Here is a 24,015-nt window from a genome sequence, read left to right on the forward strand (position 1 = left end):
ATGAGAAAATCTTACTTTTAATACATCTGGACGAATATTGAGCAGAAGGAAAATGGGTATTAACTAAGAGTTAATAGGGTTGTGTGCCTGAGGTAATTGATTCAGTAAGTTAGAAATAATTGCCATTAGCCATTGCTGAACAGGGTCGAATCGATCCTTGTTGGGGTAATAGACATGAATCCGCTTCAGTAGTTTGTCCAACTGATCTTTCTTGATATTCAAAGCGGTGAGGTTGGGATAACGCTCAATGTGGAAAAAGGCGGTATAGGGAAACAGCAGGTCTGTCTCTGCCAATATTTCCAGAATAGGGGATGGCAATTCGGAGCGAAACGCAATCTTTGGTGGAACATCGGGATAGTATTCTCGAAGCACTTTAATTGCGTATGGTTCATCTATGTTCCAATCCGTGACGAGCAAAAGCGCCAGAGGGTAAGAAATGGTGTCGGCCAACGAAATGGTTTTTGCTGCCAGAGGATGGTCTTTGCGAACGTAGATACCAAACAGGTCTTGCCCCACCACTTCGCTAAGAATGTCTTTGCGCGAGAAAGGTAACTCGTAGTTAATGCCGACTTTACAGGTTCCATTGGCAAGATCATTGAGTGAGTTATTGTTCCAGCAAGGCAAGTGAAGTTCCACGTTGGGTGCTTGTCGGCTGATCTCACTAAACAAGTCTTTGCCCAAGGCTTGCAGAAGGACTGGCGAAATCGCAATGGTGATTTTACCTTCAAGCTCCGCAGCAAAGTGAGTCGGAGATAGTCCTGTTGGCACTTTGACAAACAGCGGATCATCGAAATGGTTTCTCAACTTAGTTAAGGATTTACTGAGTGCGGGCGCGGTGACGAACAATCGATTGGACGCTTTTTGAAGATTTTGCTCCTGATAGATGACCAAAAAAGTTCTCAGAAGATTTAAGTCTAAGTTGGAGTATAAATCTTTCAATATTCACGTCCTTCGCTGTTGATGTCGCTTACTTCAATATCCTTAATTTGGCGATTTGAGTCAAAGCCGTTAAGAAAGGTAAGACCTTTACAGTTCTGTTCGCCTTGTTATTTGAATGTCTAAACTAGATTTCATAATCGAACACAATGATGTCTTCAAGTAACGGGCGAAATACTTCTTTCAAAGCATCATGTTCAGGGTGAGGTAAGTAATTTTGTCGACCTGCTTCATCAGCAAACGTCATCGTGATGGCATGAGTATAGCCTTTGTTTTTCCCTTCTGGACTATTGTTTAAGCCGCATTCAACCTCTGTGACTCCCTCGACTTTGCTTGGGATGGCTTCGAAGAGTTCGCAAAGCTGTCGAATTTTTTCGCTGGTGGCAGTTGCTTTAAATTTGATGAGTAGGATATGTCTGATCATGGCTTTGTGTTGTTATATTTTGTTGTGTTTGAAGAACAACACTATAACGGGCATCCACTCTAAAGTTAGCTTTTGGCTTCACAAAATAGGGAAACAAAAACGCGAGCACTTTGGCTCGCGTTTTAGTTGGTCTAGCTAGGTCGTTAGATGGGAACCGTTAACCCTCGATGCTCGCAAGAGCAATCAACATCAAATTGATGCAAACATCCCACCTGTCATGAATTAAATCTAGAGCTTTTCTGATTTCAACTCAAAACTTATCCTAAATGAAGAGCGCCGAAGCGCTCTAGTTATTTCTATTTTCGTCGTTGCTTCAATGCCTTGAAGTATGCATCCAGATCATTCACATCTTTCTCAAACTCACTCGCTCGAGGGCAATCAACTGCTAAACCTGTCGCGTTGTCATGACCACACATATAGGTACTGCACTTAGACATTGCAGCGTTAATTATATCGTTATCCTCAGAGGTTACGTCGTCGACAATCTCTTTTAAACTCTGAGTCTTAACCGCACGGCCAAATCGCTCAACAACCTTTCTCAGTAGCCACTCTTCAACAAGACGTTCATAGGTTTCACGCATTAAACCATAGCCATGCTTAACGTTCATTTCGTAACTGAAATCACCTGATGCTTCCATTTTTTTGAGTTTAGGTGCAAGGTTCTTTAATTCACCAACTCGAGCGCCTGTATTCTTGGCATCCCAAGGAGGCTCTTGAAGTGGATAACCAGCTATATCGCCCAGTTTTCGGATAGAAATTACGTTTAATTCAGCTTTAGCTATTCCAGTGGACTCCTCTAACATCTTCAAGAAAGCCATATCGTGCGTGAACACGATAACCTGACGCGCCAAAGCTTCCTGAGCGATACGATCAGCGAACAAGCGACGCCACTTGTGGTCGAGAGAGTTGATAGGGTCGTCGAAAATAATCGCTGACTTTCTGTCATCAACCGTTAACTCTGCCATAAAACCGGCGAGTGCTACGCATTTCTGTTCACCTTCGCTCGCGACATCAGAAATTCCGTTTGTTTTGCCAGTTAGGTTAAGTTTGAGTAACTGCTTACCTTGGGAACCTCTAGTTTTCGTGCCAACAGCGAAGTTCTGGAAGCCTAATTTTTTCAGCTCGCTGCTAAATGCCGCTTCAAGGTTGCCAATCGCACCACTCTTAGCGATGTTAGTAACTTGACCTGTGACAGATGTTGTCTGACAAGACTTGCTCACGTTATCAAACAGAATGACCATCCCCTTGCGGTCGATCTCTTTTATGACGTTCTGCTTAATCGCCGTGAAGCTCTTGCGTTCTTCGAGCTCTCTAATTAAATCAATGAGTTGTTTGACCTTTTGAGTCAAGCCATCATCTGTCGCAACCGCTGCTTCGTTCTTTTTCCAGGATTCAATTTGACCGTTAATCCATTCAATCGGACTAAACTCAATTTCCAACTGAGTAAAATCAGGCTCCGTTTTGACTAAATTGGTGCAGAGGGTCTCCAGCTTTTTGTTGAGCTCAATAATCTTGTTGGCGTATTCAGGCTTATAGTCGCGGATCATGTTAAGCGACAATTCGTATGGTTGGAGATCAAATCTAAGTAGTTTTAGATTTTGAATGTAAGCGTCGAATGAACCTTTCGCTTTATCTGCTTCAACCTGAGTTCGGTCTTTTAGATAATCATTAAAAGACTTCAGTTTCTCTGCTGCCTCTTCAGAAATAGGCTGAAGGCAAGTAGGGCAGGGTTCCCCCGTAGTTGGTGGGAAGACATGCTTTGCATTATGTGTTTGCACGAAAGTCCTGATGTGAGTCCACATCTCTTTCCACTCTGGTGAGCAAATGCCTGCGATTGCGTGCCCATCTACAGCCTGAGCGCGTGCGAGCTCAGCTGCATTTTGTTTAGTCTTGTAATCATCATAAGACTTCTTGATGGCATCAAAGCGTGTTTGATCTAGTTTCGCTTTAAGCTTGTTAAAGTGATCAAGCAAAGGCTGCATTGTCTTGCGCTGGTCGGCGTATGACTTGCGAATCTGCTCAGGCGTCTGAGTTTTTAGCTTAATCAACTCAGCTTGATGGGCTTCGATGGATTGAATTTCTTCTTGCGTGAGGCAAAGAGCGTCAACACTCTCTGGTTTGGTTGTCGAAGATAAGGTCGAAAGAAATGCCGCTACTATTCCCCCAGACATATATGGAGGAATAGGTTGAGAAGTATTGTAAGGCTCTTTATCTCTCTCATTTTCCTTTCGGACGTACTCACATGCTCGAATTAACTGCGAAAGGAGCTTAGTCCCTGCAGGTTTATACTCGATGGTGTCTTCACCAGAAATGTAGTGTGCTGCCGACGTATTGTCGAAGATGCGAATAGACTTCAAGTCTTCTCGCGCAGCGTTGCCTTTTGCCCACGTGATCTCATGCAGATCTTCATCAATGATAATGGAAATTTCAGCTTCAGGATTGCCTTTAACATCAGAGTAGATATTCGACAAGATGTTTGGCGTTTCGCCGCGAGTTAGGCAAGCATTTTTCAGAATTTTCGAATAGCTCGACTTACCTGAACCGTTATCGCCGTAGACGGCTGTTAATCCGCTCGTGCTAAATTCAAGAAGAGCATCTGATACCAAAGCAGAGACGTGGTTAACTTTACCAATACTCTTTAAGGTTACAGCCTGTCCTTCTTCACCAAAACCTGTAAGGTCGAGCGGCGCAATGTAGCCTGGATAAGATTCGTTCTGCGCCTCTAGGCCATGCTCCATCTTTGCAACGGTGAAAAGGAGCTGTAAGTCATTCGTCCTTAATTCACCTTTCTCAGCAGCCAATCTGATTGCATGACGCCACCAAAGGTTCTTTTTTAACTTGTTAGCCCAGCTAACAACGCTTTCAATCGACATATTATCCTCCGCACGCGTTGTGTAGCAACAACTTATACGCCTATTCAATCTGTAGTCAATTGATTGCACTTGATTCTGTGGCAATGCGGCACATTGTGCTCGAGGAAAAAGTAAAACAGCCTCATGACAGAGGCTATTTAGTCAAACTAAAGCGGCTAACTCTAACGTTAAAGATATCTGTTTGTTCTTGGTCGCACGTTAGAGGTAGCGTTTCCAACGTGACAAATTCGAAAGATCGCCGTAACGCCTCCCACTTTTCGCTAAGCGATGTATTTGCTGAGTGGAAACCAGAAATGATGCTGCCAAACTTTAAACACGTGGAACAATTCCCAAAGTCTTTATGGTGAAAGTAACTATGGTCGCTAATTTTTATCAATTGGCGATGCGTTTCACCAAGTAGAAATGCTTTTTACCGCGTTGAAGCAACCAGTATTGATCGAACAACGGGAAGTTCAAACTTGGGTTTTCTGCATCCACTTTCTCGCCGTTCACACTGATGGCGTTGTTACCAATCAGTTCACGAGCAATGCGCTTTGAGTTGGCTAAGCCCGATTCAACCAGTAGTTCTACCAAATCTTGCTCAGCACTTTGCATGCTCGGTAAGCCATCGAGTTCCAACTGTTTTAGCTCGCTCAAACTTAGCTGCTGCACATTGCCGCTAAATAGCGCTTGAGTGATTCGCTCTGCACTTGCTAAGCCTTCTTCACCATGGACAAAACGCGTCATTTGCTCTGCTAAGATACGCTGTGCTTGCGGTTTGCCTTTGCTTTCTTTGTCTTGTACTTCAATCGCGGCAATCTCATCGCAACTCAAGAAGGTGTAGTAGCGTAGGAAGTGGTAAACATCGGCATCTTCCGCAGATAACCAGAATTGGTAGAAAGCGTAAGGTGAAGTTTTACTTGGATCCAACCACACTGCGCCACCTTCGGTTTTACCAAATTTAGTGCCGTCAGATTTGGTGATCAAAGGTAGGGTTAGACCGAAGACCTGCTCACCATTTTGACGGCGAGTAAGGTCAATGCCGCTCACAATGTTGCCCCATTGGTCATTGCCACCGATTTGTAGGCGGCAACCGTACTGACGGTTTAATTCTGCGAAGTCGTAAGATTGCAGCAGTGCGTAACTAAACTCGGTGAATGAGATGCCTTGGTCTGGACGTTGTAAGCGTTGCTTCACCGACTCTCGGCTGATCATGGTATTTACGGAGAAATGCTTACCTACGTCGCGGAAGAAGTCGATCACGTTAATCTGCTTCACCCAATCCGCATTGTTTACCATGATCATTGGCTTGCTGACTTGGTTATTCATCAACTGTTGAATTTGATTCGACAGATCTTGTACCCAGCCCGTTACGGTTTCTTCTGAGTTTAAGCTTCGCTCAGTGGCTTTAAAACTTGGGTCGCCGATCATACCCGTAGCTCCACCAATCAGAGCGATGGCTTGATGTCCTGCATCTTGAAAGCGCTTGAGCATAATCAGTGGAACAAGGTGGCCAATATGCAGGCTACCTGCGGTTGGATCAAAACCGCAGTACAAGGTTTGTGGCGTAGAAAGCAGTTGTTGAACTTGGTCTAAATCGCTCGCTTGGGCAATCAAACCGCGAGCTTGTAAATCTTCAATCAGTGTCATCGTCTTATCTTTATCTGGTCTGGTTGTATTCAGATTAAAAGGCGATGCGGAATCGAGATATATCCCTAAAGGGACAGTTTGTTATCTTGATTGAGTGATCAGGTGGTTGAGAAACAACTGAAAGAACTCGCTTAACGACGCGACATTTAACTGTGCGTAGATGCGTTTACGGTGGTTCTTAACTGTGCCTTCGGCGACATCGAGATGCGTTGCAATCTCTTTGCTGTCATAGCCTTGCGCGATCAATGCCGCGATTTCTTGTTCTCGATGAGTGAGGACGGTTTGGCCAAACGATGCCAATGCGGATTCAATCGCGGCACGCATTTGTCCTGAATAAACGTTAGGGCTGAATACTGGCTCAGCGAGTGTAAACTCGGTTTGTTTCCAGTGCTGTTGGCACAGAGACTGGATAATCGCGAAGTAAGATTTGAGCTTGGTGACTTGAGCCTTGGTGAAGCGTTTATCGTCTTGCATAAAACCGAAGTAGAGCATCACCCAACGTGTCGGCTCGATTTCAATCAGCATGCTGAGTTCATCCTTCCAACCCGTTTGGTGGTAAAACTGCTCACAGTAGGCTTGGTAATCGAGATCGTTACGCGCGACGTCTTTGTCTACGACATCTTTGAGCGTAAAGATGCCTTGCTCTTTGTTGGCGTTAAGCTTCTGGTAAAACGGGTCGTTTTGAAAAGAGGTGGTGAGGTAACGCTGGAACAAAAGCTCGCGCTCATTCTCAATCGAATCATACAGATAGATAGGGTGTTTGCCTTCGCGGTAACCGAGGATCACCGTGCAATCAAAACTCAATAACGAAGCTATAACGCGCATGAGTTTAGGCGTAAAACTTGGCGAGTTTAGGGCAGAAATTGTTTCTGCAAGTTGAGTGTTGAATGCGTCGTTAGGCATGGGGATTCGGGAGTTCGGTAAAGGTTGAGATAAGCATAACGCAACAGACAGTGATCCCAAAGTGATCAAAAAGGGGAGCGTAGTGCTCCCCATCAATAAATCATTGTAACCAAGCGATTACTGCGAATCGGTCAGCTCTTTATTCACCCAGTATTTCGAACCAGAAACATTCGCATCAACCAACAAGCCAGTGGTGTTTAGCTGATACACGGCCACACCGCTGTTGAATTGCGCTGTCATCTCTTCGCCATCCTCACCAGCAACTAAAGAGGCCTCGCTTGATGCTTCCCAGCCTTCTTCGACAAAGGTGTTGAAGTCTTTTTCTTTCTCAAACAGCACGACTTGTTGGTAGAACTTACCGCCAACACCAAGGGCAACACCCGCACCAAACATGTTCATGTAAGTGCGTTTATCCGTTGACTTGTTGACTGCAACACCAGAGCCGGAGTTGGTGTGGAACATCAGCGACAGTTTGCGTGAATCAAACACAGCATAGCCGTAAGCTTTGTCGTAAAGATCTTTTGCTTCTGGTTTCTCATTGAAGAGCTTTAGCAGAGTGCTATCCGCCATTAAATCAATCGCTTGGCGCGCTTCTTCTGGCGTATCGCCTTCCATCAATTCATCGATTTTCTTATCGGCATCGTCGATCCACTTTTTACTGGTCTCAATGCTGGCATCAGTCCATTCACCCGCAGTGTTGATCGCATCTTCAGACCAGTTAGTGAAATCTTGCCAAGCTTGTTTTGAGAACGCCTTGGTGTCATCCCAAGTGTCTTTTGCAGTATCAGAGACGGCGTCACCAAGGTCTGAGAGACTGTTAGAAATGTCGTCCCAATCTGCGTAAGCCGGAGAGGCGAGTAGCGTTAAAGCGGTAACAAGTGCAAGTGGCTTTTTCATAGGTCCATTCTTTTATGAAATCAGATTCTTTCATTCTAGGTGAAAAATCTCAGAGGGAAAATTAGCACGCCGTTTAGGTTGGGATTATCGTCACGAACTCACAGAGCTTTGACATGATAGAAAAAGCCCTCAAACCGAGGCTTGAGGGCTTTGCATTACGAGTTGGGAAGGAGCGTATTACTTGCTCACTTTACCTAGCTTCAACCAAGTATCGATAACCGTATCTGGGTTCAATGACACAGAGCTGATGCCTTGTTCCATCAACCATTCCGCTAGGTCATCGTGGTCTGATGGGCCTTGGCCACAGATACCGACGTATTTGCCTGCTTTGGTTGCCGCATCGATGGCCATTTGCAGCATGGCTTTCACTGCTGGGTTGCGTTCATCGAATAGGTGAGCAACGTCGCCAGAGTCACGGTCAAGACCAAGCGTAAGCTGCGTCATGTCGTTTGAACCGATAGAGAAACCATCGAAGTACTTTAAGAACTCTTCAGCAAGTACAGCGTTTGACGGTAGCTCACACATCATGATGACTTTTAAACCTTGGTCGCCGCGGCGTAGGTCGAACTTAGCCAGTAGGTCGATAACCGATGCCGCTTCGCTCGGTGTACGAACGAATGGGATCATGATTTCAACGTTCTTCAGACCCATCTCGTTACGAACGCGTTTGATTGCTTGAGTTTCTAGCTCGAAACAGTCTTCAAACACTGGAGAAATGTAGCGAGACGCACCACGGAAGCCCAGCATTGGGTTCTCTTCATGTGGTTCGTAACCTTTACCGCCGACCAAGTTGCTGTACTCGTTCGATTTGAAATCAGACATACGAACGATCACGCGTTTTGGCCAGAATGCAGACGCGATAGTTGCAATGCCTTCGGTCAGCTTGCTAACGTAGAAATCAATTGGATCTTTGTAGCCACGGATACGCTCAGTGATTTCTGCTTTTAGCTCATCGCTTTGCGCATCGAAGTTCAGCAAGGCTTTCGGGTGAATACCAATCATCTTGTTGATGATGAATTCAAGACGCGCAAGACCGACACCTTCGTTTGGAATTTGAGCGAAGTCGAATGCACGGTCTGGGTTACCCACGTTCATCATGACTTTGGTTGGAAGCAGCGGAAGCTCATCGACCGCAGAGCGTTTGATTTCGAAATCCAACTCGCCTTGGTAAACGTAGCCCGTTTCACCTTCTGCACAAGACACTGTTACCGTCTCGCCGTCCGTCAGTTTGCTGGTGGCATCACCGCAACCAACGATTGCAGGAATACCAAGCTCACGTGCGATGATCGCTGCGTGGCAAGTACGGCCGCCACGGTTAGTGACAATCGCAGACGCCTTCTTCATCACTGGTTCCCAATCTGGGTCAGTCATGTCTGTCACCAGCACATCACCATCTTGCACCAATGACATTTGGTCTAGAGAATCGACTAAGCGCACTGGGCCTTTACCGATACGTTGACCAATCGCACGACCTTCAACCAAAACGTCTGCTTTGTTGCTTAGCTCGTAACGTTCAATCACGTTTTGTTCGCTTTGAGAACATACTGTCTCTGGGCGTGCCTGTACGATGTAAAGTTTGCCGTCGATGCCATCTTTTGCCCACTCAATGTCCATAGGACGTTTGTAGTGCTTCTCGATGATCATTGCTTGTTTTGCTAGCTCTTTGATCTCTTCATCATTCAGAGAGAAGGCGTTGCGCTCTTCTACTGACGTGTCGATGATCTCAACTTGCTTACCGATCTCTTGACGGTCTGAGTAGATCATTTTGATCTGCTTAGAGCCAAAGGTCTTCTTAACGATAGGGTGTTGACCCGCTTCTAGCATTGGCTTGTGAACGTAGAATTCATCAGGGTTAACCGCACCCTGAACCACCATTTCACCCAAGCCCCAAGAAGAGGTGATGAATACGACTTGGTCGAAGCCAGATTCCGTATCTAGGGTGAACATAACGCCAGAAGAGGCTTTGTCCGAGCGCACCATGCGTTGAATACCTGCCGATAGCGAAATGCCACGGTGGTTAAAGCCTTGGTGTACACGGTATGAAATTGCACGGTCATTGAACAAAGAAGCGTAAACGTGTTTGGTCGCCTCTAATACAGCATCAATGCCTTTTACGTTTAGGAACGTCTCTTGCTGACCAGCAAATGACGCATCTGGTAGATCCTCTGCAGTTGCAGAAGAGCGAACGGCAACAGAAATCTCAGGATGATTGTCTGTCAGTTCTTTGTAGTTATCGCGGATGTCTTGTTCAAGATCCGCAGGGAACGGGGCTTCTAATACCCATTGACGAATGGTGGCACCTGTCTTACGCAGGGCTTCTACATCCTCAACGTCCAGTTCATCAAGTAGTTGGTGAATACGCTCATCCAAACCTTCGTGGTCAAGGAATTGGTTAAACGCATACGAGGTTGTCGCAAAACCGTTTGGTACTGATACACCAACATTGGCTAGGTTAGAAACCATTTCGCCAAGTGAAGCATTTTTACCGCCGACTTTGTCGACATCATCCATGGATAGTCCATTGAACCAGAGGGTGTTCTTTTGCATGTCTTTCTCCAGAAACATTGCAGCTTTGTAGGGATTTATACCAACCTCGAACAGCGGTTGAGCATCCTTGCAGGTCAATGTCATTGAAGACGCAGTATCGAGCTGACAAGCAGCCATTGTAGGTAAGGGGCGTTAACTACAACTTCCCAACTGGGGCTTAAACGAATTTTCCGACGCAAACATAGTTCAACACTTTTCGTGGTTGATATGAAAGGCAAACGATTACGTCTTGGCTTAAAAAAACTCCGAAGAATTTTCAAAGCTGTGGGGCACGCAATTGCAAGCCAAACTCATTTATTAATATTATGTAAACCATCCTACTCAAATGAATTTTAAAAATTAAACTAAAATGCAAATAAATAGCCAAAGTCGTGATGTATTCTATGTTTCTGACGGAACGGCCATAACATGTGAGACGTTAGGGCATGTTGTTCTGGGTCAGTTTTCCTTCATTCCTAATGAAAAAACCTTTCCTTTTGTCGAAAGTGAAGACAAAGTCGCCGATGTCATCAAAGAAATCGAGATTTCCTACCAGCGTGAGGGGATTAAACCTTTGGTTTTCTTCTCGATTGTTGTGCCAGAAATTCGTGAAATGCTGCTAAAAGCCCCAGCTCATAGCTATGACGTGCTAGAAAGCATTGTGCAGAAGGTGCAGGACGACATTCAGATGGAACCACAACCGAAGATGCAGCGCTCACGTAGCGTAAGCAAAGATTCGGACACCTATTTCGACCGTATCGCTGCGATTGAATACACGCTTGCTCACGATGACGGCATCACACTTAAAGGCTTGGATGAGGCCGATATTATCCTTCTTGGCGTTTCTCGCAGTGGCAAAACCCCAACCAGCCTATATATGGCGATGCAGTTTGGTTTGCGTGTGGTGAACTACCCGTTTATTGCTGAAGACGTCAAGATGATGCGTTTATTGCCGGAGTTTGAAATCCATCGTCACAAGCTGTTTGGCTTAACCATCAACCCAGAACGGTTGAATGAAATCCGCGAGAACCGCTTGTCAGGCAGCGAATACGCCAGCACTGAGCAATGTAAGTTGGAGCTTGATACGGTAGAAGCACTGTTTAGAAGAGAAGCCATTCCTTACATCAACACGTCATCTCTTTCGGTGGAAGAAATCACCACCCGCATTCTTGAAAGAGCAGGGATGAAGCGTCGCTTGTTTGGCTAAGTTGCCCTTGTTTCGCTATGTTACTAGTGAAAAATAACAAAAGAGGAGGCATATGCGCCTCCTCTTTTTAATTAGCGGTTAGCTTTCACTCATAGAAAAGTTCGTGAACTGTTCGATTAGTAATGTTGGAACATCTTCTGGATGTCTTGGTAATTTTTAGTCTGTGTTAGCGATAGCATCAACAGAATACGAGCTTTCTGTGGGTTCAATGTACCAGATGCCACGAAACCGTATTTATCGTCGTCAATTTCAGCATCTAGGGTAGTAGAGCCGGTTGGCGTGCGAGAGCTACGAACAACCATGATGCCATCTTTACTTGCCTTTTCTAACTCATCAAAGACGGTGTGGTACAAGTTACCATTGCCGACCCCCGCACTGACGATGCCATCAAATTTCGCATCAACGAACGCTTTAACCGGTAAGCTCGACGCATTGGCATAGTTATAAACGATTCCGACTTGTGGCAGCTTATCGAGCTTGGATACGTCGAAGGTTGTTTCTGTGGTGTGCTTACGTTCTGGGCTGCGTTGGTACTTCGCATCGCTGTTGTGAATGTAACCGAGTGGGCCAAAGTTCGGTGATTGGAAGGTGCTGACTGACGTTGTGTTGGTTTTCGTTACGTCTCGCGCATCAAAGATGGTGTCATTCATCGCAACCAAAACACCTCGACCTTGAGAGTCTTCATCCGTTGCGGTCACTACTGCGTTGTAGAGGTTAACTGGGCCGTCTGCACTCATTGCAGTAGAAGGACGCATTGCACCCACAATGACAACAGGTTTGTCACTCTTCACCGTTAAGTCAAGAAAGTAGGCGGTTTCTTCGAGCGTGTCGGTACCATGAGTAATCACAATGCCGTCAACATCATCTTGAGCGAGTAATTCGTTTACGCGTTTGGCTAACGTCAACCAGACTTCATCGTTCATGTCTTGAGAGCCGATGCTGACTACTTGCTCGCCAGAAATGTCGGCAATCTTGGTCATGCTAGGAACGGCATTGATCAGCGAATCTACTCCGACTTTACCTGCGGTGTAGTTTGATTCCGTTGCTGATTGACCAGCGCCAGCGATAGTACCGCCGGTTGCTAAGATCTTAATGTTTGGTAGGTCGGCATTGGCGAAGGACAAAGAACTCATGCACAAACCGAGCGTGATCGTACTTAGGCGGAGAAACTTTTTAGTCATAGGATTCACCTGTTTTTGGGTTAGATGTTGGGGGAAGCGATATCTATCCTAAAAACAGTGCGGTAGATTTTTTGAGCACAAGTTCACCAATTTACAGATGAAAATCGTGATCAACTAATCAGTTAAAGAACATTAAATCAAGTGTTTAACTTAATCGACGTGCTTCATTAACAAGTGAGAACTTTCGGCAGTGTGTTTAACAATTGGTTAATTGTAAATTACTGATTTGTAAGTAAGACGACGTCTGATGAGGTTTTAAGGTAAGACTTGGCTGAGCGTCCGTTGCTCAGCCAAGAGCCAGAAAACTCTAAACTCAGTTTAGAGCGGGCGTGAGAGTTTGTAGCGTCGATGCCTGTTTCGATTCCAAATATTCGAGGAAGTCTGGTTTCGGAATAGGTCTCGAGAAGTAAAAGCCTTGTATGTTGTAGAAGCCGAGAGCATGCAAAACACGTAATTGCGCTTGCTCTTCTACGCCTTCCACAATCACTGACATATTCAGCGTTTGTGAAAGCGTGTGGATGGCTTCTAACAAAGGTTGGATGGTTTGCCCGTTACCTAAGTTGGTGACGAACACACGGTCGATTTTGATAATGTCAAACGGATACTGGCTGATGAAGTCCAGCCCCGAATAACCTGTGCCGAAGTCATCAACCGCAATACGAATTCCTAGAACGGCTAAGCGGTCGAGATGTTTACGAAGCACCGCGAGCTCGCCGCCACTGAAGATCGCCTCTTCGGTGATCTCAAACACCAAACGTTCGCTGATGAAGTAACGATACTTCAAACGAGACTCAACTTCTTCAATGAAATCCTCTCGTAAGATCAAAGAACGACTGACATTCACACTGATGTAACGATCATGGAACGTCACCTTATTCGAGGCGATCATATTGATCGCTTTATCTAAAACGAGATAAGTGATCTGGTCGATCAAGCCAACTTTCTCTGCAAGAGGGATAAAGATACCTGGGGAAATAAAGCCTTGAACCGGATCATTCCAGCGCACTAGGGATTCTCCACCAATCACTGACCCATCTCGTTGATCCACAATTGGCTGGTAGTGCACACTCAAATTTCGACTTTTGATCGCTTGTGTAAGAGAGAACTCCAAGCTGTTCTTAGCAAACTTCTTCGAAGTGAAGAATAGGCGGACCACAAGCGCAAACGCCATCACTAGCAATCCTAGCCAAAGCTTGCTCACCAGAAACTGCAGATAGAACGCAAAGCCAATGCAAGAGTAAACCGTAAAAGGCAGCACATCTGAGGCGACTTCTTCCATGCGCAGAGGCTGTTTATCGCTCGGGCTTCTTACTGTTCTCCCAATGACATCAATTCGATAGTCCATGTCTCCAAAGCGAAAGATGTCAGCAACGAGGGTCTCTAATGACTCCTTGGGAAGAACCACACTAATGCCTCTACCTTCTTGTTTCGTGAAAAACAGAATCAGTGCTTGGTCCGGAGTTAATGCGCTTTTGGTGTAGGAGAGGGTGGCGTGTACATCGCTATCGCCAAGACGTTTTAAGATGGTTTTGTAAATAAAAAAAGACGGGCTGCGTTCGCTACTGGTACACAACACTTGACCATCGCTGTCGAACGTTGCGATATCTTTAGCCATTCCCAAGCTGAAGATGCTCGCTCTCAGGTCATGTATTAAATCATTGCAGGCTTTTAGAAAAAACGCGTCATCAAGCAAGTAGGTGAGATCATTCACATTGTCTCGAAACTCATTTTCGATAGACACCACCGCTTGTTCGGTGAGCTTTTTATGATGTTGGTTCGCAAGAGGGATGAAAGCCAACATGGTGAACGTGAAAGAAAGAACACCGACCACACCCAATTTGATGTTGTTTGTCCATCTTTTGGAGGCGTTTTTGAAGAATTTATTGGTCACAGATATCAGTAGCGCAAGCAAGTAATGACATAAAACTATATTAAGCGTCTCATATTTAGGAAATGTTCAGCGCAAACTGTGAAGATGATCTTATAAAATAACGATAAGTTACTATTTTAAAATAAAAAATGAGTCTTACTATCACATAATTGTGATAAATAAGCGTTCAAAATGTATTCATCCTAAAGGGGTATGTAGAGCAAAGTTTGTCGGTTATCTAATTCTGCAAAAACTTGTTCAAAGTGTCGTTGAAACACGCATTTTCCACCCTTGCCTCTGACAATATCTTAACGAAGTGTTTCAAGACTTCGTTTAATTTATTTGCAGCAAACGATTTCGTTGTACGTGATGCAATAAACAAGAGGTTAGGGATATGATTGCGAAAACTTTCTCGATTGAAGTGACTTGCCCAAGTTGTGGTGAGCTTCATACTAAAAAATCTAGAGATTGGTTTATCGATAAAAGTACGCCGTTTTTAACTGGTGAAGGTTACGACTTTTACTGCGGATGTGGGCAAGAAGTTGAGTTCTCCTTGCTGTCTCAGCAACACGGCTCTGTGGTGAGGCCGTTGGAAGAATTAGCGTTCTGACGCTCGTTAAAACATAGAACAGTACTTGTTTTAACAAAGTATAAAGTGCATAAAAAAAGCGGCTTTACCCCGGAAAAGATAAAAGCCGCTTGCCAATAGACGTACTGTTTACGTCTTAGCGCATAATCATTTGTTCACGACCAGGACCAACCGATACCATTTTCACTGGTACACCCATTAGTTCTTCAATACGTAGAACGTATTTTTGTGCCGCAACTGGTAGCTCTTCGAATTTACGACAACCAGTAATGTCTTCGCTCCAGCTTTCCATCTTCTCGTAGATTGGTGCTAGTGCAGCCGTTTGAGGCCAGATTGGGTTTTCGCTGTGCTCGCCTTCGTAACCAACACAGATTTTTAGATCTTTAAGACCGGTCAGACAGTCTACTTTGGTCAGAGCGATTTCAGTCGCTGCTTGAAGCTCAACGCCGTTCTTAGTCGCTACTGCATCAAAGTAACCCATGTCACGTGGACGACCTGTTGTTGCGCCGAATTCACCCGCAAGTTCACGGAATGCATCTTGCTCTTCCATTGCCGTGATTAGCGTACCAGTACCTACTGATGAGCTGAACGCTTTTGCTACTGCAATAACGCGCTCTGGACGTAGAGCAGGAAGACCACTACCGATACCCGCGTACATAGACACAACGTTTGAAGATGTTGTCCATGGGTACTCACCGTAAACAAGGTCACGGCCCGCACCTAGCTGTGCTTCGAACAGTAGAGTTTGGTCTTTTGCTTGCAGCTCTTTTAGCGGCAGAGTTACGTTGCAGATAGCATCACGCCAAGGTGCAGACACTTCTAGCAACCAGTTCGCCATTTCTTCAGCGGTTTGCTCGAATTCGAACGTTGGGTAAAGTGCACGTAGTTGTGGAAGTTTCCAGTCCATCCAGAACTTGATGCGTTCTACTAGAACTTCTGGTTGTTTCAACCAACCAACTAGGATGCCTTTTTTCATCACACGGTCGCCGTATGCAGGTGCAATACCTTGACGAGTTGAACCGTATGCTTTGTCGCCTAAGCGTTGTTCTTCTAGCGTATCTTCTAGTGCGTGTAGAGGTAGACACAGTGTTGCGCGATCAGAGATGCACATGTTCACTTTAACGCCCGCTTCCGCGACTTCCGCAATCTCCTCAGTCAGCGACGCAGGGCTGATAACCATACCCGGACCTAAAACTGCCAAACAGTCAGGGTTGAAAACGCCACTTGGTAGCTGGTGCAGCTTGAACGTACCTAGGTCGTTAACTACGGTGTGACCCGCGTTGTTACCACCTTGGAAACGAATGCTTGCAGAAGCTTGCTCTGCCAAAAAGTCAACGATGCGGCCTTTGCCTTCATCACCCCAGTTTGCACCCACAACAACGATAGACGACATAATTCATTCTCCAAAAACAGACCGGAAAATCTTAGGATGCTCGCATGAATAAGAGAAATTAATTATACTCATTAACTTGATAAGAAAGTCATATCGGGTAATTTTCTATGTTGGATTTGAACTGGTTACGTACGTTTGTCACCTTGGCAGAAGTGAAACATTTCGGAAAAACAGCGATTGAACTGCACATGACGCAGCCAAATGTCAGTCTTCACATCAAGCAGTTAGAACAAGCCACTCGTACCAAATTGATAGAACGTAACCCAGTACAACTGACTCAGGCCGGTAAGCGATTATTAGACACTGCCGAGCACATGTTGAATGAGCTGCAAATCTGCCAGTCCGATCTCAATGCTATTAATGACTTAACGCAAGGAACGCTCTCGATTGCGGCGAGTGATATTGTCTCGCGTCTGTTACTTATCAAGCCATTCCAACGATTCAAAAACGAATATCCCGGTATCGACTTAGCGCTGTTCAACACCACTTCATCGCAAGCAGTAGATTTGGTAAAAAGTGCTCGTGCTGACATTGGTTTTGTTATTGCGCAGAAAGAGAGTCAACCACTGCACTTTACGTCGCTGACCCAGATTCATTGGTGTGCTTTCGGCGATAACATCTTCGATTGGCGAGATAACAGCGAAGAGAACCAAACTCTTATCTTGCTCGGTCACGATACCCGAACGCGTGAGTTGATTGACGCGTCTCTGCCAGAGCTAAACCTGCCAAAACATAGAGTCATGGAAGTAGGCAGTGTAGAGGCACAAATTGATTGGGCAGAAGCCGGATTCGGAACCGCAATTGTGCCGGACTTCTCACTCGATCCAAGATTGAAACTATCAAGAAAAGTGACGCCGTTACCCAGCTTCCCCAACACCGATTTTGGCTACATCGTTCGCCAAAACCAAGTGCTGTCTAAAGCCGCAAAACAGCTTCTTAAATGGGTAGCTGAGAATGTGTCTGTGGTAGAGGTTTAACGGCATGCAAGACACAACGATTACTATCCCTTTACCATCTTTGATTCACCGAATTGGTGGTGATCATGCCAAGCGAGCCAAAGCAATAGCGGCTGATAAGAAGTGCGAAATGAAGCGCATTCGACGCTCGCGTAATTGGCAAATTGTTGGTGAGGCTTTGGATTTAAAAGCGTTCCTCGATCATATCAAAGCAGAAGAATCTGAACCAATGCGATTTGTGATAAACAAAATGGAAGTTGGTCTGGCTAAGCACAGCGATAAGCTTGAACCTTTGGAGGCCAAGCTGATTCGATTGGTCTTGGAGAATCCAAACATTACCTTGGCAGAGCTAATGTCGGAAACCAACTGTACGATCGCCCAAGCTCGAACGGCACGTTTCGACGCAGAGATGCTATAAGCCTGAAAGTTTCTTCTGATTTTTCCTGTCTATACTGGTAAGCGATTGATTATCAAACATCGGATAACGTAGAGAGGGAAGGTTATGAAGCTGATATTGAAACTGTTAAGTGTGTTCTTCATTTGGGGGAGTTTGACGCTTCCAGCTTTCGCTCTTGATCCTGTTTATAGCGACTTTCTCGGTAAAGCGATTCGTAGTTATGACCCTGTCGCCTACTTCACTCAATCAAAGCCAGTCAAAGGTGACAGCGATTTTACTTACCGTTGGAATGATGCCAAATGGTACTTTTCATCGGCTGAAAATCGAGATGCATTCGTGAAAAATCCGAAGAAATTTGCACCTCAATATGGCGGCTATTGTGCTTGGGCAGTGAGTAAAGGCTATACCGCCAAGATAGATCCTAATGCGTGGAATATTCACGATGGAAAGCTCTACCTAAACTACAGCAAATCCGTTCAAGCCTCTTGGCAACAAGACATTCCGGGTAACATTGCGAGCGGGGATAAAAACTGGCCGAAGTTACTTGCAGAATAACGAAGTCCGATAAGATAAAAGGTCGCTATTACAGCGACCTTTTTCATTTTGGGTTCCACGCAGTGGAGCATTACCACATTAGATCGTCTGGTACGACGAAATCTGCGTACGGGTCATCTTCTGCAGGGATATCCGCTTCTGGTTCTTTCTGTTCGATGATGACAGATTCATCGCGTTGAGCAATCTTGTTTGCTACACCACGTGGGATGACAACGTAGCTTTCACCAACAATCGCGATTGCCAAGATGCCTTTGATAAGCTGTTCGCGGATCTCTGACTCAACGTACAGAGATTTCACAAGCGTGCCGTGTGTGAAGTTGTACTTGATGTCGCCATCTTTCAAATCAACCTTATTCATTTCAATCAGTTGGTTGATTTGCGCTTTGATTTCTTTGTTCAAGCGCTCTGCGTTTTGTTGCTCGCTCAATTGCTTGTCACGCTCTAACTGCTGACGTTTGTTCTCTTCAACCGCCGCTTTTACTTCGCGAGCTTGAACGCGTGATTTTTTAGAGCCTTTTTTCGCTTTCTTCAGTTTTTTCTCGTTAACCAAGCCTGCTTTCAGCATCTGCTCTTGAAGGGTAAGTTTTGCCATGATCTATCCAGTTAGTGCGCAATTTTGTGCATTTTAACCAGTCATCCGCCGCAAAGAAAGAGGGTTAAACATACGGCGGGATATGACTCGGCGCTTTGTTGAGCAAAAAAACGAAAAATAAATCGAGAAAGTGTGCGTCTTATTGCAACTTCCAGCGTCTTAAGTACATTAGGCGAAAAATTTTAAAGCAAAACCATGAGTACCTCAGACAAACAAACCATCCCGCAACAAGTGATTGAAGAAGCTTGTGAGTGGGCAATCATGCACGGTGTGGCATTTCGTCAAGCAGATAACACCGCAAGACACTGTCCTTTTAGCTTTGCGCCAATGACGATAGAGCGTGATGTGTTCGCACATTTGAAGAGAGTGACGCCGTTAATCGCCAAGCTGATCAGTCATGTGTCTGAAGATTATGAATTCCTGCAAACCTCCTTAGCCGAGCTAGGCAAAGCCGATACTTTCTTTGAGCGTTTATTGGAGCTGCATAAAGAGGTTCACCATGAAGCTGCGCGCCAACCGTTGTTGTTAATGCGAACCGACTTTATGGATGATCGTCAACACGGTGCGAAAGTCATCGAGTTTAATGGTATTGCGGCTGGGATGGCGCCTTTTGGTCAGCGTGCAACAGAGCTGCATCAATTCCTAAGCTCACAGTGGGGCAGCGTCTACCAACAATGGTTAGAAGATAAAACGGCTACGCCTGCCAATAACCAAGGCATGCAGCAACTTGCGCTTGGTATTGTCACTGCCGCGAGAAAAGTCAAAGCGCATTTTAATGAAGAGGGCGAACCGACGTTTTTGATGGTGGTGCAGAAAAACGAAGACAACGTGTACGACCAACACTTACTCGAAGTGGAATTGCAGAAGCTTGGCGTTCGCACGGTAAGACGTACCTTTGAGCAGTTGAGTTCGCAGTTATCGAGCGATGACGAACAACGCCTTTTGTTAGATAACATCGGCGGTCTTGACGTTGTGTACTTACGTGCTGGTTATCAATATCTGGACTACTTCTCGCCAGAGCTAAATGAACCAATCTGTTGCCACACCTTGAGCCAGACTCGTTTGTTCATGGAAAAGCACTATGTGGCGATGAATGCGACCATCAGCCAACAGTTGGCGACCAGCAAATCAATGCAAATGTTGTTAACCATGATGCCGGCAAGTGAGTATCAGCGCTGGGGGCTCAATCTTGAAGAAGCCGAGTTGGTCAAAAGCGTATTGGCAGAGATGAAGCCAATTAACACTGACACGATTAAATGGTTTGCTGCTTCTGGTAACAAAGACGAATGGGTTTTGAAAAACCAAGGTGAGGGCGGTGGTCACTGTATCTTTGGTGACGATATTGCGAAACAGCTGAGTCGACTGCCGCAAGAGCAATACAGCGCTTGGGCTTTGATGCAGCGTTTGTATCCGCATGAAAGAGAAACACCGACGATTGCGGTGCGTGATGCGAAGCAGAGCATGGTGACAGACCTTGTGAGTGAAATCGGTTTATTCACGGCGCACTATCAAGGTGAACCTGTAACGCAATTGGATGGCTACGCGGGTTATTTGATTCGCAGTAAACCAGCCAGTGAAAACGAAGGTGGCATCCACAGCGGTAAAGGCATCTTAGACTCTTTAGTGCTGGTGGATTAAAAAGAAACACTCTCCATGAGTAAAACGTGGAGAGTGTTTGTGGATTAGTCGGTTACATGTGGCCCATACCGTGGAACATCCCACCGAAAAGCGCACCCAAGATACTGAAAATAATACCTAAGATGATCATCGCAGGAATTGAAGCGATAGCGAACTTGACCATAAAGATCACCATCGACATGAACGGCATTTTAATATCAACAACCGTCACTTCTTGTTTTGTAGTTTCATCAGACACGAGCGTTCTCCTAAATTTGCATTCTGAATATGCAGCCAGTTTATTACACTCAAACTTAAGAAAACGTTGAGCTGTGTTGCGCTTTTCCTTTTATGGAATAGCAACTGATTAATCTGAGAAATACGGCACGCTATGAATCGCTATCACAAGCGGGTAAAGCCTCTCAACCAAGCGCTGGGTAATCTGTATAGCCGTGTTCACTGCCACCAAATAGTGTCGAGCCATCCAGTTCTGCCAGAGGTTGTTGGTGCTGTAAGCGCGCCACCAAGTCTGGGTTAGAAACAAACGGGCGTCCAAACGCGACTAAATCCGCATAGCCTTTCTCAAGTACCTCGTCAGCACGCTCTTGGGTGTAACTGCCCGCGACGATAATCGTGTTGGTGAAGTATTCGCGCAGTTCGATGCGGAAGCTTTCTGGAATCACTGGTGCGTCGTCCCAATCCGCTTCAGACAGGTGCAAGTACGCAATATCACGAGCTTGAAGTTGTTTCGATGCATCAAGGATGGTTGGCACAATGTCTGGGCAGTTCATGTCCTTGAAAGTGATGAAAGGTGCGAGTCGTACTCCCACTTTGTTGGCACCAATGGCTTCGCTTACCGCATCGACCACTTCTAATAAAAAGCGAAGTCGGTTTTCGCGAGTACCGCCGTAGTTGTCGGTTCTGTGGTTTGAATTGGTACGTAGGAACTGGTCAATTAGGTAACCATTACCGCCGTGGATTTCGACGCCATCAAAGCCTGCTTCAATCGCACGTTTCGCTGCATGGGCAAAATCATTTACAACACGGTCAATATCGGCTGAGTCATCGCTCGTGGCTCTACACAATCGACCATGTTGCCATTGCCTTGCTCGTCGGCAATCCACACTTGGGTTTCTACGGGTTTTAGTGCTGATGGGGCAATAGGCTGTTCGCCTCTTTGGAATGTCGGGTGTGATACACGGCCAACATGCCATAACTGACAAAACATCGTTGCGCCTTGCTTTTTTGCTGCTTGAGTAACGGTTTTCCAACCTGCCACTTGTTTGTCAGTGTATACGCCTGGTGTGAACGAGTAACCTTGCGAATCGTCTGAAATCTGGGTGGCTTCAGAGATGATTAAGCCTGCGGTTGCGCGCTGTTTGTAGTAAGTCGCCATCATTTGGTTTGGAATGTTTCCCGGTTGGCTAGTGCGCGCTCGGGTCATTGGTGCCATGACTACGCGGTTTTGTAGATCCAGTTGTTTTAGTTGTGCTGGTTCAAATAGCTTGCTCATGATCGATTCCTTACTTAAGTAGTGGTACTTGGGTTTTGTTGCTTACCGATTCCATCCAATCTTTCACGGTGTTGTCCCATTGGATTTCTGCGGCACTGAAGAACCCTCGCAAAATAGAAAATAAAATCGCTTCGTCTACCAACGTCACATGCTGGTAGGAATCGAGATTCAACACTCTTTTCGCACGTTCGATGAGCGCTTCGACCTCTTTGGCAATGTTTGGTGTGTCTTGCAAAAGTGCATCAAAATTGAGTGCATCCGTTTCTTTTTTCGCGCGCCAAGCGAGCTGTGCAGACTGAGTGGCAAACTCTGGTAAATCCATGTTTGACCAACGTGGGTAACCCACTTTTTGCAGTGGAAGAAACGCAATTTTTTGCCAATCCAGCGCTTGTTGAGATGGTTGGCTTGTTTCGCTTGATGCTGCCAGTTCAAGGAAGTAAGCGATGATATCTAGGCTTTCTGCCATCGCTTCACCGTTGTCTTTGATAAGAAGTGGTACTTGCTTGGTTCCAATCAGGTCTGTTGTGGTTTTGTCGTCGTCATAAGCAATATTGATGACGTCGAGTTGGATATTCAGCATGCCAGCAACATAGCGGACGCGAGCACTGAATGGGCAATGTTCGTAAATGTAGAGTTTCATAGTGTTTTCCTAGTCATTTAATTGGGTAGCCCCGCTTGTTCGGGAGACGTTAAGTCAGGGCTACCAGTAGGGATGAAATTAGTTGTTGAAGCTTGGTGTTAACTCAGTTTGTTTGCTTTCTTTGCGGTTCGCTTTGGCGATGAATAGCAGACTAATCAGTGGAACAATGATGGCTGCGTAAGGGATCATGCCTGCGCCCATTTGGCTATCGAGCACCATGCCGCCTAAGAAGCCGCCAAAGGCATTGGCTAAGTTGAACGCAGAGATGTTTGCCGTCGCTGCTAACTCTTGACCTTCACCACCGTGGTTCATTACTCGAAGCTGCATTGCTGGCACGTTAGCGAATGACGCAATACCAAATACAAAGGCGGTGGCAATAAACAGAACTTTGCTGTCGACAGTTAGGCCGACCAGTACCAGTGACACAATCATCGCGATGGCCCAGAACATGGACGCTTTTTGTAGGTTTTTATCCGATGAGCGACCACCCATGATGTTGCCGACAATCAGACCGACACCAACGATAACCAAAATCCAAGTCACGGCACTTTCACCAAAGCCAGTGATGTGCATGGCGATAGGGGCGATGTAACCATACAAAGTCATAAACCCCGACCAAGCAAATACGGTGATCGCAAGGCTGATAAGTAGCATTGGGTTTTTGAACGCAGCCAATTGCGCTTTGACATCTTTTGCTTCCCCATGACCAGTCGATTTGATCACTGAAGTGATGAAGAACAGAGCCACTAAACCAAAAGCGGCAACGGTTAAGAAAGTGGTGTGCCAGCCGAATTGCAAGCCAATCCAAGTACCGCCAGGCACACCTAAAACGTTAGCCAGTGTTAGGCCTGCGAACATCTGTCCGACCGCACGACCTGCCATTTTTTCTGAAACCAAATTGGTCGCGACCACAGCACCGATGCCGTAGAAAGGACCTTGAACCAAACCTGTGATCACTCGGCTGACCATCAACACAAAGTAGTTCGGTGCGAAAGCGGACAATACGTTGCCGAGAATAAACAGCACCATCAGCCCAGCCAGTACGGCTTTCTTGTTAAAGCGTGCCAAGTAAATCGTAAGTAGCGGGCCGCCAAACACAATGGCAAGCGCGTAGGCACTGATTAGATAACCCGCTTGCCCTTCCGTGATGGACAAAGAGTTGGCGACTTGAGGAAGGATTCCTGCAATAACAAATTCTGCGGTACCGATAGCAAAAGCTGCAAGCGTTAGGATCCATACCTGCAGCGGCATTTTTTCTTTATTCATGGGGGAGTCTCTTTTTTTATTTCGTTTGAACCCATTGGTGCCATGCTTCTT

At 45.8% G+C, this 24,015-nt stretch carries 20 protein-coding genes and 1 pseudogene; 6 read left to right on the forward strand and 15 right to left on the reverse strand.

Going from position 1 to position 24,015, the window contains the following annotated elements:
* Positions 1 to 63: 63 nt before the first annotated feature.
* The 7 genes from KJB05_RS20355 to ppsA form a co-directional block, all read right to left on the reverse strand.
* The gene (locus KJB05_RS20355; RefSeq protein ID WP_208445797.1) at positions 64 to 939 is read right to left on the reverse strand and encodes a LysR family transcriptional regulator; all 876 of its coding nucleotides are present in this window, start codon (positions 937 to 939) and stop codon (positions 64 to 66) included.
* Positions 940 to 1,063: 124 nt separating this feature from the next.
* Positions 1,064 to 1,360 (reverse strand): Dabb family protein, encoded by a 297-nt coding sequence (locus tag KJB05_RS20360; protein ID WP_005439271.1) that lies wholly within the window; start codon positions 1,358 to 1,360, stop codon positions 1,064 to 1,066.
* A 296-nt stretch (positions 1,361 to 1,656) separates the two neighbouring features.
* Positions 1,657 to 4,233: an AAA family ATPase gene (locus tag KJB05_RS20365; protein ID WP_208445796.1), complete on the reverse strand. Its 2,577-nt coding sequence runs from the start codon at positions 4,231 to 4,233 to the stop codon at positions 1,657 to 1,659.
* Between the two features lie 372 nt (positions 4,234 to 4,605).
* On the reverse strand, positions 4,606 to 5,862 hold the full coding sequence (gene tyrS, locus KJB05_RS20370; RefSeq protein ID WP_208445795.1) for a tyrosine--tRNA ligase: 1,257 nt from the start codon (positions 5,860 to 5,862) through the stop codon (positions 4,606 to 4,608).
* 81 nt (positions 5,863 to 5,943) lie between these two features.
* Complete coding sequence (locus KJB05_RS20375; protein ID WP_208445794.1) at positions 5,944 to 6,765, reverse strand: LuxR family transcriptional regulator; 822 nt, start codon at positions 6,763 to 6,765, stop codon at positions 5,944 to 5,946.
* A 117-nt stretch (positions 6,766 to 6,882) separates the two neighbouring features.
* Positions 6,883 to 7,662, reverse strand: a complete 780-nt coding sequence (locus tag KJB05_RS20380) for a hypothetical protein (RefSeq protein WP_005439266.1) — start codon at positions 7,660 to 7,662, stop codon at positions 6,883 to 6,885.
* Between the two features lie 177 nt (positions 7,663 to 7,839).
* Positions 7,840 to 10,209, reverse strand: coding sequence for a phosphoenolpyruvate synthase (ppsA, locus tag KJB05_RS20385; RefSeq protein WP_027726571.1), 2,370 nt, complete (start codon positions 10,207 to 10,209; stop codon positions 7,840 to 7,842).
* Between the two features lie 349 nt (positions 10,210 to 10,558).
* Between ppsA and KJB05_RS20390 the strand changes: the two genes are divergently transcribed.
* A complete protein-coding gene (locus tag KJB05_RS20390) occupies positions 10,559 to 11,395 on the forward strand; it encodes a pyruvate, water dikinase regulatory protein (protein ID WP_208445793.1) in 837 nt (278 codons plus the stop codon).
* A gap of 116 nt (positions 11,396 to 11,511) precedes the next feature.
* Here KJB05_RS20390 and ansB read toward each other — a convergent pair whose 3' ends face one another.
* Together ansB and KJB05_RS20400 are read right to left on the reverse strand one after the other, a co-directional pair.
* Complete coding sequence (gene ansB, locus KJB05_RS20395; protein WP_005439260.1) at positions 11,512 to 12,576, reverse strand: L-asparaginase 2; 1,065 nt, start codon at positions 12,574 to 12,576, stop codon at positions 11,512 to 11,514.
* Positions 12,577 to 12,889: 313 nt separating this feature from the next.
* Positions 12,890 to 14,377 carry an EAL domain-containing protein gene (locus KJB05_RS20400; protein WP_208445799.1) on the reverse strand — a complete coding sequence of 496 codons (1,488 nt, stop codon included), beginning with the start codon at positions 14,375 to 14,377 and terminating at the stop codon, positions 12,890 to 12,892.
* A gap of 463 nt (positions 14,378 to 14,840) precedes the next feature.
* On the opposite strand from KJB05_RS20400, the gene KJB05_RS20405 reads away from it, so the two are divergent.
* Positions 14,841 to 15,056: a hypothetical protein gene (locus tag KJB05_RS20405; RefSeq protein WP_005439254.1), complete on the forward strand. Its 216-nt coding sequence runs from the start codon at positions 14,841 to 14,843 to the stop codon at positions 15,054 to 15,056.
* Between the two features lie 115 nt (positions 15,057 to 15,171).
* Here the strand turns inward: KJB05_RS20405 and KJB05_RS20410 are convergent, their stop codons facing one another.
* On the reverse strand, positions 15,172 to 16,428 hold the full coding sequence (locus KJB05_RS20410) for an adenylosuccinate synthase (protein WP_208445792.1): 1,257 nt from the start codon (positions 16,426 to 16,428) through the stop codon (positions 15,172 to 15,174).
* A gap of 107 nt (positions 16,429 to 16,535) precedes the next feature.
* Here KJB05_RS20410 and KJB05_RS20415 point away from each other — a divergent pair, with 107 nt between their 5' ends.
* The 3 genes from KJB05_RS20415 to KJB05_RS20425 all read left to right on the forward strand — a co-directional run bounded on the left by KJB05_RS20415 (position 16,536) and on the right by KJB05_RS20425 (position 18,336).
* Positions 16,536 to 17,405, forward strand: coding sequence for a LysR family transcriptional regulator (locus KJB05_RS20415; protein WP_208445791.1), 870 nt, complete (start codon positions 16,536 to 16,538; stop codon positions 17,403 to 17,405).
* A gap of 4 nt (positions 17,406 to 17,409) precedes the next feature.
* A complete protein-coding gene (locus KJB05_RS20420; RefSeq protein ID WP_208445790.1) occupies positions 17,410 to 17,802 on the forward strand; it encodes a ribosome recycling factor family protein in 393 nt (130 codons plus the stop codon).
* Between the two features lie 84 nt (positions 17,803 to 17,886).
* Positions 17,887 to 18,336 (forward strand): YHS domain-containing (seleno)protein, encoded by a 450-nt coding sequence (locus KJB05_RS20425; RefSeq protein WP_208445789.1) that lies wholly within the window; start codon positions 17,887 to 17,889, stop codon positions 18,334 to 18,336.
* Between the two features lie 70 nt (positions 18,337 to 18,406).
* On the opposite strand, the gene KJB05_RS20430 is transcribed toward KJB05_RS20425, so the two are convergent.
* On the reverse strand, positions 18,407 to 18,928 hold the full coding sequence (locus KJB05_RS20430; RefSeq protein ID WP_005439241.1) for a DUF2058 domain-containing protein: 522 nt from the start codon (positions 18,926 to 18,928) through the stop codon (positions 18,407 to 18,409).
* 195 nt (positions 18,929 to 19,123) lie between these two features.
* Between KJB05_RS20430 and KJB05_RS20435 the strand changes: the two genes are divergently transcribed.
* Positions 19,124 to 20,566: a glutathione synthase gene (locus KJB05_RS20435; RefSeq protein ID WP_208445788.1), complete on the forward strand. Its 1,443-nt coding sequence runs from the start codon at positions 19,124 to 19,126 to the stop codon at positions 20,564 to 20,566.
* 52 nt (positions 20,567 to 20,618) lie between these two features.
* Here KJB05_RS20435 and KJB05_RS20440 read toward each other — a convergent pair whose 3' ends face one another.
* From KJB05_RS20440 to KJB05_RS20455, 4 genes and pseudogenes are all read right to left on the reverse strand, one after another.
* Positions 20,619 to 20,804, reverse strand: a complete 186-nt coding sequence (locus KJB05_RS20440; RefSeq protein ID WP_009706309.1) for a hypothetical protein — start codon at positions 20,802 to 20,804, stop codon at positions 20,619 to 20,621.
* 163 nt (positions 20,805 to 20,967) lie between these two features.
* A pseudogene (locus tag KJB05_RS20445) lies at positions 20,968 to 22,058 on the reverse strand (alkene reductase).
* Positions 22,059 to 22,068: 10 nt separating this feature from the next.
* Positions 22,069 to 22,698 (reverse strand): GrxB family glutaredoxin, encoded by a 630-nt coding sequence (locus KJB05_RS20450; protein WP_208445787.1) that lies wholly within the window; start codon positions 22,696 to 22,698, stop codon positions 22,069 to 22,071.
* Between the two features lie 78 nt (positions 22,699 to 22,776).
* Positions 22,777 to 23,964 (reverse strand): MFS transporter, encoded by a 1,188-nt coding sequence (locus KJB05_RS20455; RefSeq protein WP_208445786.1) that lies wholly within the window; start codon positions 23,962 to 23,964, stop codon positions 22,777 to 22,779.
* Positions 23,965 to 24,015 lie beyond the last annotated feature (51 nt).

The organism is Vibrio sp. B1ASS3, from assembly GCF_905175355.1.
Lineage (GTDB): Bacteria > Pseudomonadota > Gammaproteobacteria > Enterobacterales > Vibrionaceae > Vibrio > Vibrio owensii.